The following is a 16,342-nucleotide window of genomic DNA, read 5'->3' on the forward strand; positions in this document are numbered from 1 at the left end:
TTAAACCCGCTTAAACCCGTTCCAACGGCCGCTGTTCGCCCTGCGGCAACTCGATCCGAATTTGATCCGAGGGCTTGACCTCGCCGCCCGCCAACACGACACCCATCACGCCAGCCTTGCGGATCAGTTGACCCTCGGGGCCGCGATCCAGCACCGCGGTCAAGAGTCCGGGCAAGAAGTTTTCGATCTGCCAGCAAGGGTTGCGCAAGCCGGTCAGCTCGACGATGGCCTCGGCACCTATCATCAGCTTGGTGCCTTGCGGCAGGCTCAACAGATCGATGCCCCGGGTCGTGATGTTCTCGCCCATCTGCCCCGGCGCGACGCTGAGGCCGCGACCGGCCAACTCGTCAAACAGCTCCGCCTGAAGCAGATGCACCTGGCGCAGATTGGGCTGGGTCGGGTCCACCGCCACGCGCGAGCGGTGCTGCACCGTGACGCCGCAATGCGCGTCACCCTCGATGCCCTGACCTTTGATCAGGACCAGGCTCGGAGCAAGTTGTTTGCTGAAGCGATGGGCGTGGTCTTTGTGCAGGGCGAAGACAATCGGGGACATAGCGCGGGTCGGATGGCAAAGATCGCGCATCTTAGCCAGCCCTTGCGCAGCGCCGTCCTGGCAAGCCTATCCATTAAGCTCTGCGTCTGCCGCCTCCAGGTCGCACCACATCAAACAAGAAAGTTGGATCCATGCTTCGCAAGTCGTCCCTTGCCCTGATCGTCGCTGCCCTGCTCGCCACCGGGGGCTGGTGGATCTGGCGTCAGCAAACTCGCGCTACTGCGCCTGAAAGCGCGTCGGGCGCCGCGCCGGCACAGGCGGCATCGGCTGCCCCCAAAGGCGGCCCACAGACGGTCGGCGTCTTCAGCGCCCTCAAACAGGATGTGCCGGTCACTTTAGAGGCCAGCGGCACCGTCGCGGCCTTGAATCTGCTGGACATCCGCGCGCAGACCACCAGCATCGTCAAGGACGTGTTGATCAAAGACGGTCAGACGGTGCGCAAGGGCGACTTGCTGTTCCGCTTTGACGATCGCGCAGCCCGCGCCGACCTGGACAAGGCCCGCGCCCAACTGGCGCGTGACCGCAACAACCTGGCCGACCTGCAGCGCCAGCATCAGCGCGCGGTCGAATTGCGGGCGCAGAACTTCGTGGCTCAAAGCGCCGTCGACACCGCTTTGAGCAATTTGGAGGCGCAGCGCTCGCTGCTGCAACTGGACGAAGCCGCCGTGCAGGCCGCGCAAGTGGCGCTCAGCTACAACGAAATTCGCTCGCCGATGGCCGGCCGCGCCGGCAATGTGAATGTGGTGGCCGGCAGCCTGGTGCAGGCCAACTCGAGCGCCCTGCCCTTGGTCAGCATCGCGCAGATCAACCCGATTGCGGTCGGTTTCACCTTGCCCGAAACGCAGCTGAGCGCCTTGTTGCAAGCGACGCGCAATACCAAGGCCGAGCCCTTGATGGCGCAAGTGCTGATGCCCGGCGCGCGCGCCGGGATGAAGCCTGCCAAAGGTGAAGAGGCCGCTGCGCCCCCACAAGGCCGCATCACCTTCGTCGACAACCTCGTGGACGCCGCCAGCGGCACCATCAAGGCCAAGGCCGAGTTCGATAACGAGCAGCAACTGCTTTGGCCCGGCCAATATGTGCGCGTACGCCTGCAGCTGCGCGTCATCAAGGATGCGACCGTGATCCCGGTCGCCGCCATCATTCAGCGCGGCAATGAGCGCTCGGTCTTTGTCGTCGACGCCGACAAGCTGGCCCAGCAGCTGCCGGTGCAGATTCGCCACAGCTTCGGCGAGATGGCCGTCGTTGAAGGGATCAAGCCCGGCGACAAGGTGGTGCTGGACGGCAAGCAGAATCTGCGACCCGGCACGGCGGTGAAGGAGCAAGCTGCCGCCCTGAACCCCGCAGCACCAAAACGTGCAGCTTCAGCGGCATCCGGCACATGAGTATTACCGAGCTTTTCATCCGCCGCCCGGTCATGACCGTGCTGCTCAATCTCGCCCTCATCATTGCCGGGCTTGCCGCTTGGAGCAAGATCCCGGTCGCGGCGCTGCCGTCTTACAACACGCCGGTCATCAATGTGCAGGCCTCGCTGCCGGGCGCTTCGCCCGAGACCATGGCGTCCTCGGTGGCCTTGCCGCTGGAAAAGCAGTTCTCCACCATTGCCGGCCTGGCGACGATTTCATCCACCAGCATTCTGGGCAGCACCTCCTTGACGCTGGAGTTCGAGTCCTCGCGAAATATCGATGCGGCGGCGGTCGACGTGCAGGCGGCGCTGTTCCGCGCCCTGCGCTCGCTGCCAACCGAGATGACCTCGCCGCCCAGCTACCGCAAGGTCAACCCGGCCGATGCGCCGGTGCTGCTGATCGCGCTGACCTCGCCGGCCATCAATCTGTCGGAGCTGAATGACTTCGCCGAGAACCTGCTGACGCCCAGCCTGTCCACCATAGACGGCGTCGCGCAAGTTGCCATCTATGGGCAAAAGCGCTTTGCCGTGCGCATCAAGGTCAACAACGATTTGCTCGGCCAGCGCAATATCACGCTGGAAGAGCTGCAAGCGGCGATTCGCGGCGCCAATGCCAACACGCCGGTCGGCGTGCTGGACGGCAATCGCCAGACCCTCACCATCCAGGCGAATAAGCAGTTACGCAATGCCAAGGAATTCGGCAGCATTGTGATCGCCAGCCGCAACGGCGCGCCCATCTTTCTGCGCGATGTGGCCGAGGTGCAAGACAGCTTCGAGACCACCAAGTCCTTCTCCAATTTCAACGGTGAGCGCTCCATCGTGCTGGCCGTGCAGCGCCAGCCGGACGCCAACACGGTCAAGGTGGTCGATGCGGTGAAGGCCATGCTGCCGCGCTTTGCAGCGCAGTTGCCGGCCTCGGTGCAGATGACGACCCTGAACGACCGATCGGTGTCGGTGCGCGAGTCGCTGCATGACGTTTACTTCACGCTGGCCTTGACCGTCGCCTTGGTGGTGCTGGTGATCTTCTTGTTCCTGCGCCGCGCGGTGGCGACGCTGATCCCGACCTTGTCGCTGCCGATCTCGTTGATTGGCGCGCTGACCCTCTTGTACGCGCTGGGCTACAGCCTGGACAATATTTCGCTCTTGGGCATCACCCTGGCCGTCGGCCTGGTGGTGGACGATGCGATCGTGATGCTGGAGAACATCCACCGCCATATCGAGGCCGGCATGGAGCCCTTCTCGGCGGCGGTGCGGGGCGCGCGCGAAATGGCCTTCACGATTGTTTCGATCTCGATTTCGCTGGTGGCGGTCTTGATCCCTATCTTCTTCATGCCGGGCGTGATCGGCCTGCTGTTCCACGAGTTCGCGGTCATCGTCGGCCTCTCCATCTTGGTCTCGGCCGGGGTGTCTCTGAGCCTGGTGCCCATGTTGTGCAGCCGCTTCCTCAAGCCCCATGCGGCGCACGAAGAAAGCGCCTTGGGCCGCAGCTTCGAGCGCGCTTTCAACGCCGTGCTGGGCAGCTACACGCGCAGCCTGGATCTGGCCTTGAAGCATCGCAATTGGGTGCTGGGCGTCGCCGTGGCCAGCTTCGCCGCCACCATCTGGCTCTATATCGCCATTCCCAAGGGCTTTTTCCCCGAAGAAGATATTGGTCAGATCCAGGCCAGCACCGAGGCGGCCGAGGATATTTCCTTCAATGCGATGACGGTCTTGCAGGAGCGCGCGGCCGCCATCGTCAAGGATCACCCGGCCGTCGCCAGCGTCTCGGCGGCGGTGGGCGGCGGTGGGGGCGGCGGCAATGCCGGCAACAGCGGCCGCATGTTCATCAATTTGAAGCCCCGCGACCAGCGCCCGCCGATGAAGGCCGTGCTGGAAAGCCTGCGCAAAGACTTGCGTGCGGTGCCGGGGCTGGCCGTCTATCTGCGCCCGGTGCAGAACCTGCAATTAGGCGGGCGCCAAAGCAAGAGTCGCTATCAGTACACGCTGCAATCGGTGGCCGCCGCCGACTTGAACCTATGGGCCGGCAAGCTGCAGGAGAAGCTGCGCGCCGACCCGCTGTTCCGCGACGTCACCAGCGACTCGCAGCTGCGCGGCCTGCAGGCCAATTTGATCATCGACCGCGAACGCGCCGGCGTGCTGGGCGTGCAGATGCAAGACCTGCGCAGCGCGCTGTACGACGCCTTCGGAGAACGCCAAGTCTCCAGCATCTACGCCGAGAGCAATACCTATCAGGTGATCATGGAGGCCAATGACAGCGAGCGCCAGACCGAGGATGCCTTCGCCAAGATCCAGCTGCGCGGCAAGGGCGGCGCGCTGGTGCCCCTGACGGCCTTTGCGACCGTGCAGCGCGGCCTGGGGCCGACCTCGATCAACCACCAAGGCCAGTTGCAGGCCATCACCCTGGCCTTCAATCTGGCGCCCGATGTGCCGCTGGGTGACGCGACCGCCAAGCTGGACGGTTATGTCAAAGCGCTGCAACTGCCGGCCAGCATCATCACCAGCTATGGCGGTGATGCGGCGGTGTTCCAGGATTCGCAAGGCGGCCAGCTCTTGCTGATAGGCCTGGCCGTCGCGGTGATCTATGTGCTCTTGGGCGTCTTGTACGAGAGCTTCATCCACCCGCTGACGATTCTGGCCGGCCTGCCCTCGGCGGCCGTAGGCGCCTTGCTAACCCTGCAAATCTTCGGCATGGACCTGACCCTGATCGCCACCATTGGCATCCTGATGCTGATCGGCATCGTCAAGAAGAACGCCATCATGATGATCGACTTCGCGCTCGAAGCGCAGCGCCATGGCGGCATGACACCCGAACAAGCGATCCGCGAGGCCTGCATCCTGCGTTTTCGGCCCATTTTGATGACGACGCTGGCGGCCTTGATGGGGGCGCTGCCGATCGCGCTGGGCCTGGGCGCCGGAGCCGAACTGCGCCAGCCGCTGGGCCTGGCGGTGGTGGGCGGACTGATCCTGTCACAGGCGGTGACGCTCTACATCACGCCGGTGATCTATCTGGCGCTGGACCGCTTCAGCGGCAGCGGACCGGACATGCGGGTGATTCAGCAGGCCTAAGCCTGCGGCCAGTCCTCGCAAAGCCCGAGCTGCACGCCCAGGCTGGCCAGCAACTCGCCGGCCTCGGCGCTGAGCCAGAAGGCACGCTCCCGGGCACGCGCGGGGCGGATGGCATCCGGCCTGGTTTCAGTGCCTGCACTTCGGCCCGGGTGCGTCATCAGAAGGCCGCCGTCGGCCATGCTGGCCAGCCAGTCACCGACCAATTGGCCATAGTCGGCTGCCGGTGAAAAGCCATAGACCCCGGCGAAATCGCTGTTCATACGCAAGCCCGCAGCCCTGGCCCGCTGACGCAGCGCGCCGGCGCCAAGAAACTCGATCACGGCGGCCTTGCTGCCGCGCCAGCTGCTGGCGCGCGTCGACCGCAGGGCGCAGCGCTGCCCATAACGCTCAATCAAGGCGGCAAGCAAGGCCTCGCGAATGACCGGCAATTGATGCAGATGCTGATGGCCGTCGACGAAATCGGGGGCGCTCTGCATCGCAGACTCGAACGCATCTAACTGCTGATTCACCCAGCTGCCTGCCACGCCTATGTCCAGCTTTCGCAAATAGCTGCAGCCTATCCAAAGGCCCAAGCTGCGACCCTCGGCATAGGGCGCAAACTCATTCAGATCGAGGTGCAAACCATAGTCGGCCATGCCTTTGCGCTCCCGCAAGGCCGACGCCCAGTTTGGCCAAGCGGGGGACAGCACCATGCAGCCGGTCGCGCTGATGCGGCCGGCGTCTATGCATTCCAGAATGCCCTGGCTGATTGCCGCATCAAAACCGTAGTCGTCGGCGCAGATCTGGATTCGTTTCATAAAGGGGTGGGCGTTCGAGTCGTGCGAAAGGCCCAAAAGCGGCTCAGCAGCCAGGTCATCACCGCCACCGCCAACAAGACCAAAAACAGCGCCAAGCGGTAATCAAGACCGGCCGCCAAGAGTAAGGCATAAAGCAGCTCATTGGCAGCAAAACCGAGCAGTGCTACCAGGGCAAAGCGTGGCAAGGCCTGACTGGCCAGCGCCTGCTGGGCGCCAAAGCTGAGCCGGTGATGGCCGACAAAGCTCACGCCAAAGGCCAACGCAAAGCCCAGCACATTGGCCACCAAGGCCGCCATCTGCCACTGCGAAACCAGCAGCCAAACTACCGCCAAATGCACAGTCGCCGCCGCGGCGCCGACCAGGCCGAACCAAGCCAAGGAACTCACGCCCGCTCCTTGCTGGCTTCGGGCGGGTCGGTGGGCAAAAGCTGGTTCTGCAAAGGCGGGGTCAGGTCTTGCAACACATAGATAGGCCGGTGCTTGACCTCGTCGAACACACGACCCAAATACTCCGCAATGATGCCCAGACAGAGCAGCTGCACGCCGGCCAAAAAGGTGATCGAGGCGGCCAAGGTGGTGAAGCCCGAGACCGGCTGTCCCAGCAAGGTCTTTTCCAGCACGACCCAGAGTCCAAACACCAAGGACAAGAGCGACACCACGAGCCCCAGCACGGACACCAGGCGCAGCGGGATTTTGGTAAAGGCTGTCAAGCCGACCAGTGCAAAAGACAGCAGCTGCGCCAGCCCGTAGCTGGACGCACCATGCTCGCGCCGATGCGGCACATAGTCGATCGCCCGCGCTTGGAAGCCAACCCAGGCGAACAAACCCTTCATATAGCGGGCACGCTCGGGCAAGGCGCGCAAGGCCAGCACCACCCGCCTGTCCAGCAGGCGGAAGTCCCCGGCGTTGGGCGGCATATTGATGCGCGAGCCATGATGAATCAGCCAATAGAACAGGCCGGTGAAGCGACGCCTGAGCAAGGTCTGCGACTCGCTGCGGCCCGTCTGCACGCCGTACACCACATCAAAACCCTGGCGCCAATCGCTGATCATTTGCAGCGCCGTCGCGATCGGGTGTTGGCCGTCGGCGTCCATGATGATGACCGCATCACCGTCCGCCGCGTCAAGCCCCGCGCACAGCGCTGCTTCCTTGCCAAAGTTGCGCGACAAGCGCAGCAGCCGCACCGGCAGGCCCTGGTGAATCAGCGCTTGAACCGCCAGGGCGGTGTCATCGCTGCTGCCGTCGTCAACAACCAGCAACTCCACTTGCCGGGCTTGGTCTTTAAACGCAAGAGCGAGCGCGGGCAGCAGCTCGGTCAAATTGAGCGCCTCGTTGAAGGCCGGCAAGACGACGGACAGCAGACCGGGTCGCTCGCGCGGTGGCTGCGTGGGCGAGGCTGGAGAGGTGCAGTGTTCTCTTGTCAATTGATTCAACGATTCGAGTTGACGAGCGCGGCATCGGCATCAAGGTCACGCAACAGGCATTGATCTCTATTGCAAGCCAAGGCGTCGCTTCGCAAGGGATCGTCTTTTGCCAGATGAATAACCTTGAAGGCAGGCGCCGAAGCCTGCCCCGGCATGCCGGCATACAGCCGCCCGGCGGTGTAGAAATAGGCCGAGTAATCAGGCTTGCTCGCATAGCTCAAGCGGCAGCTCTGCGAACCGCAAGCCTGCTCGTAGGCCGCGATCAGGGACTGATCGGAATGCTTGGCCGCCTCTTGCGGCAGCTTGAAAACAAAGGCCCAGGCGTACAGCAGCAGCAATGCCAGGCCCAGACCCCAACTGATGGTGCGTTCAAACCAGGCTTGCGGGCAGGCCATCACGGCAAGAATTGCCAAACCCGGCAAGGCGGTCATTGCATAGGTCCAGATCAGGTTGCTAGCGGCCGAAAACAGCAGCAGCGGTGCGAGCGCGATGCACAGCGCGTAGCAGGCCAGATCCACCCCGCCGTCCGTTTGGTGGAACTGTGCGCGCAAGGCGCCGGCACCTTGGCGGATGCGCAAATAGGGCAGGCGCAGCAGCAAGATCAGCGCGGCCGGCAAGGCCGCCACAAAGGTGTAGGGCCAGATGATGCCCAGCGGCTGGGCATGCGCGAAGCCATAGCGATCGCCGCTCCAGCCGGGCTGCATGAAGCGCATCACATGCTCGCCCAAGACGAAGTACTCCATAAAGCCAGGCGTCTTGAGTTCGGCCGCCACATACCAGGGCAGCGCCACCCCCAGACAGATCAACCACACCCAAACATCGCTCGCCACTGCCCGAATGGCCGGCCAATGCCGCCGCCAGGCAGCGTGCATAAAGATTGGCAGCAAGGTCAAGACCACGGCGGCCGGCCCCTTGGTCAACAGCGCCAGGCCCACCCCGAAACCCAGCCAGCGCGCCAGGCGCAGCCGCTCAGGCGCACTGTGAGAGCGCAAGACCCGCCACCAGGCGGCCTGCACGAATAGCGTCGTGGCGGCCAGGGTGGCATCGGTCATCACCGCTCCCGCCGCAATAAAGAACAAGGGGCTCAGCGCCAGCGCCACCAAAACGACCAGCGTCTGCAGCCGGCTCAAGCTGCCCTTGAGCATCCAGCCCGCAGCACCCAAGGCGGCGCAACTCCACAGCACAGCGGGAAGGCGTGCCGCCCAGGGGCTGACGCCGAATACAGTCATGGACAAGGCCTGCGACCAGGTCGACAAAGGCGGCTTGGCCCAAAAAACTTCGGTGGGCGTGATGTGGGGGCTGATCCAGTCCTGCAACTGCAACATCAGGCGCGCAATCTCGGCGTACCTAGCCTCGGTATGGTCGGTCAGCGGCAAGCTGGCCAGCGTCAGCAAGCGCAGCAGCAGGATCAGCGCCAGCAGCCCGTACCAGACGCGCTGCGGATTGCCTTGCGGGTGACTGGGAGACTGAGGTAATTTAGGCACGGTAGAAGCAAAAAAGATAACTTTTTGATGATGCCACCGGACATCCGGGGGAACTGTGACAAGTTCCTTCGCAGTTGACAGACGTCAATCCCAGCACCGGATTGGCAACAAACTGAGCCGGTTGGCGGTGCCTGCTACTGAATTTGTCATCTTCGGTCGAAGCACACAGCTACAGCACCCTCGCCCAGCAAGATGACTGCGTCTTCTCACCGAGACAGACCGGCAGCAATGCCGCCCTTCCATTCATTCATTTCAAGCTGACTTCACCATGCCCATCCACACCATGTTTTTCTCTATGCCGCGCCGCGCTTTGCCGGCCTTTTTGTCCCTCGGCCTGCTTCTGCTCGGGTCAGCTTTGCCCGCCACTTCGGCGCAGGCCGATGAGGCCATGTCCGCCCATGAAACCCTGTCCCGGGCCGGCCTGAGCGGCATGGACCTGAACCTGCAGATCGAAAAAGTGCTGCCGGCAGGCGCCAGCGGCGTGCCCAACCAGGGTGCAATCGTCAAACGCTATCTGCCGCGCGGCCAGTGGACCTCACAAGGCGCCGGAGGTAGCGGTCACCGGGTGGCCAGCGGCAGCTATCAGCTGAGCCACCGTGGCCACAACACCGTTGAAGATCGCTCGGTCGAAACCGGCGGCCAGCTGCAATCCACCACCCGCTACACCTTTGAATCGGCGCAGAGCGGCACATGGGTGCAGACCCTGAGCAACGGCAACCAGGTGCTCAGCGGCCACTTCACGGCAACGCCCAGCCAGCCGAGCGCGTCTCAACTGCTGGCGCCGGCCAGCAATGCCGGCCTGCATGTGGCGCTGATCATCAAGGCGGCCGTCGCCCCGCAGCTGCCACCGGGCGTCTACCCGACCGCAGGGCTGGTGCTACAGACCTATGCGCAAGACGGCACTTTGACCTTGCAGGGTTTCGGGCCGGGCAATATCAACTCCAAAGCCACTTTCAGCTACAAACGCCTGTCGGCCAACACGGCGGTGGAGGAAGCCATCCAGACCAGCGACTTCTTCAGCTGGCCCTACACCATGGTCTACACCTTCAAGACGCCCAACTCCGGCACCTGGTATCAAAGCTTGAACAACGGTCTGATCCAATTCTCGGGTACCTTCGATACCTTCCCACGCTGAAGGCAAGGCAAGCCAAGCAAGAGGCCAAACTCCGCAGCCCGTCCATGATTGATTCCATCGAAACGCAGAAAGCCTGGTTTTTGTTTTCCTTCAGCCTGGGCTGCTGGACCTTGCTGACCTTGCTGCTGAGCCGGCGCGGCGAGCGCCGCAGCCGGCTGACCATGGCCGCCTTTGTGGCGCTCTTGATGCTGCCGCCACTGAATGCCTATCTGAGCCTGGCGCGCAGCGGCGTGCCCCTGCCCTGGCTGGAAGCCTTGCGCTATCAATTAACCTGGGCCTGGGGACCCTTGATGCTGTTGAGTCTGCGCCAGGCCTTGCTGCTGGCGCCGGCTTCAGCCCTGTCCACAGCGCTGCACTTCTTGCCTCTGGGCTTGAGCATCGCCGCAGCGCTGGGCGGCGCCAGCTGGCTGGGCGCCCCCGTCTTGGTGTGGCTCTTGCTCGTGCAGGTGCTGAGCTACTGCGGCTATAGCCTTTGGCTTCTGCGCCGGCACAAAAGCAAGCTGCAGCATTTACTACAAGACCATCGCAACACCAGCTACTACTGGCTGCTCTACCTGGCATTGGGCCTGTTCGCAGCCACTTGCTTCGATCTGGCGATTTACGCCTTGATCGGGTTGGATAAGCTGCCGCCCCAAGCGCTGCTGCAGGGTTCGGCCATGGTGTTGGCGCTGTATGTCAATCTGATCGCCTTGTTCGCCGTCTATCAGCCCGAGATCTTCATTCGGCAAAGCGAAGACAAACAAGCGGTGGCGCTCGCCACCGTCGCCGAAGCCCAGCCCGGCGTGCGTGCGGTGGAGCTATCGCCCACGGCAGCCCACGAACTCAGCGAGCGCTTGCAGCAAGTTGTCAGCCTGCACAAGCCGCACCAAGACGAAACGATGTCGCTGGCCAAGCTGGCCGCCTTGCTGGACATCAGCTCGCACCAACTCTCCGAGCTGCTCAATCTTCATCTGGGCAGCAGCTTCTACGACTACCTCAACGAGCTACGTTACCAAGAAGCGCTGCAGATGTTGGACAGCCAAGGATCGCCGACCTTGACCGTGGCCGACATCGCCTACCGCGCCGGCTTCAACAACCGCAACAGCTTCTACAAGGTCTTCAAGGACAAAACCGGCGCCACGCCCGCCGAGTACCGAAAGACCCGGCGCCGCCAGGCTTGAACAGCAAAGGCCCCGGTCACCCGTCTCGCCCAAGGACGGCTATCACAAACACCAAACCACCCAAGCCCAGATTGAGTCTCACCCGTTGGCGAATGCTGTTGAGCACTGCGCCGACCAGTGGCCAGTCCTGCTCAGCCATCGCGCGCTGGAGGCGCGGGTAAAGCGCCCAAAGGATATGCGAGTACAGCTCTATCATCAGCAAGCCCAGCGCCAGCATCAAAAAGCCGCTGGCGAGCAAGATCGTGATGGCGATCTGCACCAAGGTGAAAAAACGCGCCGAGGTTGCGCTGAGCATTTGCAAACGCAAGTGAATTCACTCAAGCACGTGGAGAGCAGCCGGCCGCTCTTACCAGGAAAAACGTTGCCATGCCGCCGACCCAAAAGGCGGCTGCGAGCAGGTGGAGGCATAGCAAAACATAATGCAGCGTCCTTCAAAAATATCCATCTCGACAAGAAGCCGCACGCGCATCAAGCGCAACAAAAAAACTGTTCCCAACACGCCACTTCCAGCCAAGAGCAAGCCTCTCAAGAAACAAAACGCTTCGCTTTGCGAAACGAAGCCAAACAGGCCGGTTCTTCGCGAATGCCGGGCTTCGTCAGGTTCCTGGGATGCTCACTGGCGAGCGGCCCGACGTCGTCCTGTGCCGGCCAAGCAGAACAAGCCCATCAACATCAGCATGACGCTGCTGGGCTCAGGCACGGCAGCCACATTTCCTGTCAGGTGCAGTTCGATATCAGCCAAGGCCAAGCCGCTCGGATCGCTGACGTTGGTGCTGAAACCGCGCAGCCGAATCAACTGTTCTTGCTGGCCCAGCGTCGAGGTGTCAAACCGGAACTGCAAAGCGTTCAATGCCGCGCCCGCATGCAAGCCTGAAAACGCCTCCAGCCCCGTCCAACTAAAGCCGCTGACGCCAGGCTGGCCAGTGTCGGCTTCAAAGTAGCCGGCCAGTTCGTCGGCCGTACCAGTGACCCCATTTGACAAGACCAGCCAGGCAGTCGCCGCTGCACCACCTTGTTTCACGGACCCAAAGTCAAGCCAGTACTGCAACCCTGAGCCGCTCAGAACCGCTCCGCCGTCGAGTTTGTCGAAGCGTGCTGCGGCGATGCGATTGATTTGCGCAACAAAGCTGATGTCGCGACTACCCAAGTCCAAATCAGCCATCTCAGCATTGCGACTGCTCAATGCAAGGCCAGCCTGTCCGGTGAACAGGCCGGCAGAGGACGTATCTACGCTAACCATCAGGCTGCTACTGTCGCTGCTGCCTGCGCCCACGGCATCGGCGTTGCCGGCAGCGACAAATACGCCAGCAGAACCGCCGGCATTGCCGAAGCTAGCGCGCAAGCTGTCGGTCAAATTGCCACTTGCTGTATTGCTCACCTTCAGGCTGCGGGTCACCACCTCGCCAACCCGTACGATGCCGAAGTTCAAGCTGCTACTTTCCAGCACCGCCAACGCCGGCGCATAGGCGCGAGCGCTGATCAGCAGAGTCTGGCCGGGCACGTTGTCAAAGTTACTAACGATGCCCAGACTTTGGCCCAACAAGGTGCCGCTGCTCAGCGGATTGAAGCGAACGCTGAATTCCTGGCTGCTCGACCCTGGTGTTGGCAATATCCAGTTTTGCGCGCTCACGCCACTGCCCGCTAGCCCTTCCTGGGTGATCCCGCTCGTCTGCAAAGCCCCGCGCAGCGTCGGCCCGTCATTGCCGCCATGTTGAATAGCGAAACTCGCGCTGCTGCCCCCGTGGCCGAGGCGCACCGCAGGCAGATGCAATATCGGGGAGTCTGTCTCTCCGGCCTCGATCCGATCTCCAACGACGATCAGCCGCGCCGAGCCAGCAGCCAGAATCTGACCAGCACCGGCCACGCCGGCGCGCCGATCAAAGGCATTGCCGAGGCCGAAATGGCTGTTGCTGTAGTCCCGATGGATGGTGATATCGGCATCCAATTGCAGCAACTCGCCCTGATGATTCAACTGCCCCGCGCTACTAGGCGCGGCCAGCAACATACGCGCGCCTGGCTCGATCAGCAGACTGCCTGCAGGGCCCTGCACGCCCCCTAGCAAGCTCAGCATGGGCGCTGGAGGCTCGTTGGCCGACGGGCTTGCCGCGCTGTTGGCAAAACTCGACCCAAGCGCGCTACGCCTCGACGTACTCTCTTTGAGCAAGCCACTGCCCGAGCCCATGCCTGCAACGATTTGGCCGCTGTTGGCAATCGCTGCATTGAGGCTGCCATAACCCGTGATCAAACCAGCATTGCTGAGCTGAGCCGCACCCAGGTTGATACCATTCATTTGCAATTGCGCACCGACTTGGTTGGTGTAGCTGCCAGCTATGTCCAGCGTGCCTTCGCCGATGACAGTCCCAATGCCTCCGATGATGCCGCCTCCAGACTGGATCGACAGGATGGCACCCGCAGCCACCTCCAGCACGCCAAAATTGGCAAAACTGCCGCTGTTATTGAGGGTCAAAAGTCTTCGGTTGGCGCTGATGGTGCCGTAGTTAACCAGATCGTTGAGGCCCGCCGGGTCGAAGACCGATGCGCCAAAACTGCCGCTGCCCTGCACCCTCATTTCGGCGCCCAAAGTCAGAGTCCCGCCGCCATCCATGGAGACTTTGGCCTCATATGGCGTCCCCGCCCAGGAAGCATTGCCCAACAGCAGCCGTGCCTTGTCGAGGGTCTGGGTGCCCGTGAAACCGAGCACATCCTCGCCCGGCTGATTGCTGCTGTCATGGAGCCGACCCACGTTCACTGCGCCCGGTGTCAAGCCATCTTCAGACAGCAGACTCAAGCCATTGCTGATTCGCAGCTTGGCTCCTTGGCCTCGCCCAAGATCTACAACATTGAGCTCACCCCAGACCGTCACCGCATCAAAAGTTGAAGCACCAGTTGCCCAAGCCCCGCTCGTGGTGAGTTGGCCCGAGCCGGCTTGCTGAATCACGCCGCCGCGTACCTGGCCACCCTGCAACTGTAGAGGCCCCAATAGATTTAGGTTCAGCCTGCCGGCACCCACGCTATTGTCCAAGGCGCCAGTCAAGTACATGCGAGCGCCAGCCTGATTGTCAATAGCAGCGTCGAGCAATTGTTGACGCGTGAACGAGCCTCCCAGGAGCACGCTGCTGGCGCCGTCCGCAATCAAGATATGGCCACTGTTACTCAGCCGACCGATGTCAAGCCCAAGCTGTCCCCCTTCGCGAGCTTCCAACAGGCCTGCATTGCTCACGCTGCCGGTCAGATAGACGCCGGCATATTGGCCTTGCGCGCTGACGATGCCGCTGTTGTTCAGCGGGCCATTCAAGCTAACAAAAGAGTTTTGCCCGATGATGAGACTGCCACTATTGATCAAGGAGGCATTGATCTCCAACCGAGCATGATTGGCGGCCCTGATCATGCCAGCATTGTTCACGCCCTCGGCTGGATTCAAAGCGAGCCAGCCATCATTTGATTCGATCAGCCCGGTATTCAGCAGGCTGCCGTTGTTATTGATAGTTAGGTCACTGAAACCGTCGATCCTTTCGCCGCGAATCGTCCCGGCGTTGATCAAATCATTGCGCCCCGACTCATAGCGCTGCTCACCAAACACACCACTGCCTTGCAATAGGGCATCCTTGCCCAGGGTCAGGGTGCCGCCACCATCCAGGCTGACCACGCCGTCACGCCAATTAGCTCGGCCAAGATTGATCGTGAGTCGATCCAAGGTCTGCGTGCCCATAAAGCTCAAGCCTCCGGGGCTCCATCGGCTCACGTCCACATTCAGCAGCCCAGGCCCATAGCCATCGGCGCTCAACAAGGTCAAACCATTGATGATGTCGAGTCGTTCTCCCCATTGCACCAGATTCAAGTCCCCGTGAACGGTCACTGCATCCAGTCGCCCGCCTCGGCTCGAGAAATTCAATGTTCGACCGACAGACTGCAAGATACTGCCGCCCACAACCAGCCCGCCTGTCAGCTGCATGGCGCCAATATCGGCCAAATTCAAGCTGCTAGCGGCGTTGTTCATCACGCCGCTCAGGGTCAATCTGCCGCCGACGCTGTTGTCGACTTTGGCGATGTGGGCGGTTTCAAAGCTACCCGTAAGATCGAGGGTGCTCAGCGCGTCTGCAACGCGGGCCTGCCCTAAGCCACTCAAGCGGCTCGGGTCAAGGCTCAGTAAACCGCCGTTGCGCGCTTCGAGCAGACCGCCATTGAGCACGGATCCTTGCAAATAAACCGCTCCGCCATCGGCGATGATCGAGCCGGAGTTCTGCAAGCCACCCTCAGGAAGAAGGTAGAGCGCAGCGCCTGTTTCGGCTTGCATGATCCCTTTGTTCACCAGTTCACCGCTGGGATTGACCGTCAAACTTGTGCCTGGGCGATTGGCCTTGATCACGCCCTCATTGATCAGATTGTTCTTGCTGCCATCCCCCCACTCAAATGGGTTGCGGCCTAGAGTTCCGGCCCCCTGCAGCAAGAGGTCGGGACCAAGGGTCAAACTAGCGTTGCCCTGCAAGGACGCGATGGCATAGGGGCCATTCATGTTCAGCGTGGCATGGTCCAAGGTTTGGCTACCGCTGAAGGTCAATATGGCGCCGCCACGCAGGGGCTCTTCCCAAATCCCTAAGTTCAACACGCCTGGACTCACACCATCTTCGCCGCGCAAAGTCAAACCATTGCTGACGCGAACCCGAGCCAAGTAGGGGTCAGCAATATCGCCCAAGTTCAAAGCCCCATGCACGGTCAGCCCATCCAGCATGCCGCCATAGTGGCTAAATACCAAGCCATTGCCACCGGACTGAACCACGGTACCACCGCTTAGCGTGCCACTGCGCAAAGCGATCTGCCCAGTGGCCTGAAGAACGCCGCTCAACTCAAGCCTGGCATCCCAGCCATTGAGATTGATTTCCCCGGAATACCCACCCACAACCCTCAATGCTGCAGGGCCGCCGGCCATCAGATTGATGACGGAGCGATTGTCTAGAAAAGACGTGGCCAATGCACCAGCCTGAAAGCTGAGCGTATTGCCCTGTTCGATCAGCAAGCTGTTGATGGAGTTGTCGCCTTTCCGATAGAAAATCTCGCGACTTCCAAGCAGAGCCAATCGAACATCATCCAAGTTTGCTGGCGCGGCGGTCGAGCTCCAATTGCTGCCGATATCCCAAAACGAGGGGCCGGCGGATGCATCGACCCATTCGACTGTCGATGCTCGGGCAGCCAAGCTGACAGTCAAGCTGGCTGCAGCGTACGCCACTGCGCGTAGCACCGGGGCCACGATCATTTTTTGCTTGTGCTGATTCATTGTTTTGCGATCTCCCATGGGATGTCGATATTAGGGTAATGGCAAGAACA

The 16,342-nt window shown here is 61.8% G+C and carries 11 protein-coding genes; 4 read left to right on the forward strand and 7 right to left on the reverse strand.

Translation table 11 applies throughout. The annotated features are described in order from the left end of the window. Positions 1–10: 10 nt before the first annotated feature. The gene (locus PRZ03_RS12525) at positions 11–553 is read right to left on the reverse strand and encodes an MOSC domain-containing protein (protein WP_273600602.1); all 543 of its coding nucleotides are present in this window, start codon (positions 551–553) and stop codon (positions 11–13) included. A 131-nt stretch (positions 554–684) separates the two neighbouring features. Here PRZ03_RS12525 and PRZ03_RS12530 point away from each other — a divergent pair, with 131 nt between their 5' ends. Both PRZ03_RS12530 and PRZ03_RS12535 read left to right on the forward strand, forming a co-directional pair. Further along, entirely contained in the window at positions 685–1,935 is a 1,251-nt protein-coding gene (locus tag PRZ03_RS12530) for an efflux RND transporter periplasmic adaptor subunit (protein ID WP_273600603.1), read from the forward strand. After that, positions 1,932–5,021 (forward strand): efflux RND transporter permease subunit, encoded by a 3,090-nt coding sequence (locus PRZ03_RS12535; protein WP_273600604.1) that lies wholly within the window; start codon positions 1,932–1,934, stop codon positions 5,019–5,021. The genes PRZ03_RS12530 and PRZ03_RS12535 overlap by 4 nt, the downstream gene beginning before the upstream one ends. Here the strand turns inward: PRZ03_RS12535 and PRZ03_RS12540 are convergent. From PRZ03_RS12540 to PRZ03_RS12555, 4 genes are read right to left on the reverse strand one after another with little or no spacing between them, the layout of a single operon-like run. Then, on the reverse strand, positions 5,018–5,818 hold the full coding sequence (locus PRZ03_RS12540) for a ChbG/HpnK family deacetylase (RefSeq protein WP_273600605.1): 801 nt from the start codon (positions 5,816–5,818) through the stop codon (positions 5,018–5,020). The two genes, PRZ03_RS12535 and PRZ03_RS12540, sit on opposite strands and share 4 nt — an antisense overlap. After that, a complete protein-coding gene (locus PRZ03_RS12545; protein WP_273600607.1) occupies positions 5,815–6,204 on the reverse strand; it encodes a GtrA family protein in 390 nt (129 codons plus the stop codon). The genes PRZ03_RS12540 and PRZ03_RS12545 overlap by 4 nt, the downstream gene beginning before the upstream one ends. Further along, entirely contained in the window at positions 6,201–7,250 is a 1,050-nt protein-coding gene (locus PRZ03_RS12550; protein ID WP_273600608.1) for a glycosyltransferase family 2 protein, read from the reverse strand. Before PRZ03_RS12550 ends, PRZ03_RS12545 begins: the two co-directional genes overlap by 4 nt. After that, complete coding sequence (locus PRZ03_RS12555) at positions 7,247–8,725, reverse strand: ArnT family glycosyltransferase (RefSeq protein ID WP_273600609.1); 1,479 nt, start codon at positions 8,723–8,725, stop codon at positions 7,247–7,249. The genes PRZ03_RS12550 and PRZ03_RS12555 overlap by 4 nt, the downstream gene beginning before the upstream one ends. Positions 8,726–8,993: 268 nt before the next feature. Between PRZ03_RS12555 and PRZ03_RS12560 the strand changes: the two genes are divergently transcribed. Together PRZ03_RS12560 and PRZ03_RS12565 are read left to right on the forward strand one after the other, a co-directional pair. Further along, positions 8,994–9,860 (forward strand): hypothetical protein, encoded by an 867-nt coding sequence (locus PRZ03_RS12560; protein WP_273600610.1) that lies wholly within the window; start codon positions 8,994–8,996, stop codon positions 9,858–9,860. A gap of 44 nt (positions 9,861–9,904) precedes the next feature. Then, entirely contained in the window at positions 9,905–11,020 is a 1,116-nt protein-coding gene (locus PRZ03_RS12565) for a helix-turn-helix domain-containing protein (protein WP_273600611.1), read from the forward strand. 16 nt (positions 11,021–11,036) lie between these two features. Here PRZ03_RS12565 and PRZ03_RS12570 read toward each other — a convergent pair whose 3' ends face one another. Further along, complete coding sequence (locus PRZ03_RS12570) at positions 11,037–11,315, reverse strand: hypothetical protein (RefSeq protein ID WP_273600612.1); 279 nt, start codon at positions 11,313–11,315, stop codon at positions 11,037–11,039. Positions 11,316–11,633: 318 nt separating this feature from the next. Further along, positions 11,634–16,292: a choice-of-anchor D domain-containing protein gene (locus PRZ03_RS12575; protein WP_273600613.1), complete on the reverse strand. Its 4,659-nt coding sequence runs from the start codon at positions 16,290–16,292 to the stop codon at positions 11,634–11,636. Positions 16,293–16,342 lie beyond the last annotated feature (50 nt).

It is taken from the genome of Roseateles albus (assembly GCF_028595345.1).
Lineage (GTDB): Bacteria > Pseudomonadota > Gammaproteobacteria > Burkholderiales > Burkholderiaceae_C > Paucibacter_A > Paucibacter_A albus.

Excerpts from the sequence above, each read along its gene's own strand:
- PRZ03_RS12535 (WP_273600604.1), top strand. The coding sequence starts at position 1,932 with ATGAGTATTACCGAGCTTTTCATCCGCCGCCCGGTCATGACCGTGCTG.
- PRZ03_RS12565 (WP_273600611.1), top strand. The coding sequence starts at position 9,905 with ATGATTGATTCCATCGAAACGCAGAAAGCCTGGTTTTTGTTTTCCTTC.
- PRZ03_RS12540 (WP_273600605.1), bottom strand. The coding sequence starts at position 5,818 with ATGAAACGAATCCAGATCTGCGCCGACGACTACGGTTTTGATGCGGCA.
- PRZ03_RS12560 (WP_273600610.1), top strand. The coding sequence starts at position 8,994 with ATGCCCATCCACACCATGTTTTTCTCTATGCCGCGCCGCGCTTTGCCG.
- PRZ03_RS12575 (WP_273600613.1), bottom strand. The coding sequence starts at position 16,292 with ATGAATCAGCACAAGCAAAAAATGATCGTGGCCCCGGTGCTACGCGCA.
- PRZ03_RS12530 (WP_273600603.1), top strand. The coding sequence starts at position 685 with ATGCTTCGCAAGTCGTCCCTTGCCCTGATCGTCGCTGCCCTGCTCGCC.
- PRZ03_RS12570 (WP_273600612.1), bottom strand. The coding sequence starts at position 11,315 with ATGCTCAGCGCAACCTCGGCGCGTTTTTTCACCTTGGTGCAGATCGCC.
- PRZ03_RS12525 (WP_273600602.1), bottom strand. The coding sequence starts at position 553 with ATGTCCCCGATTGTCTTCGCCCTGCACAAAGACCACGCCCATCGCTTC.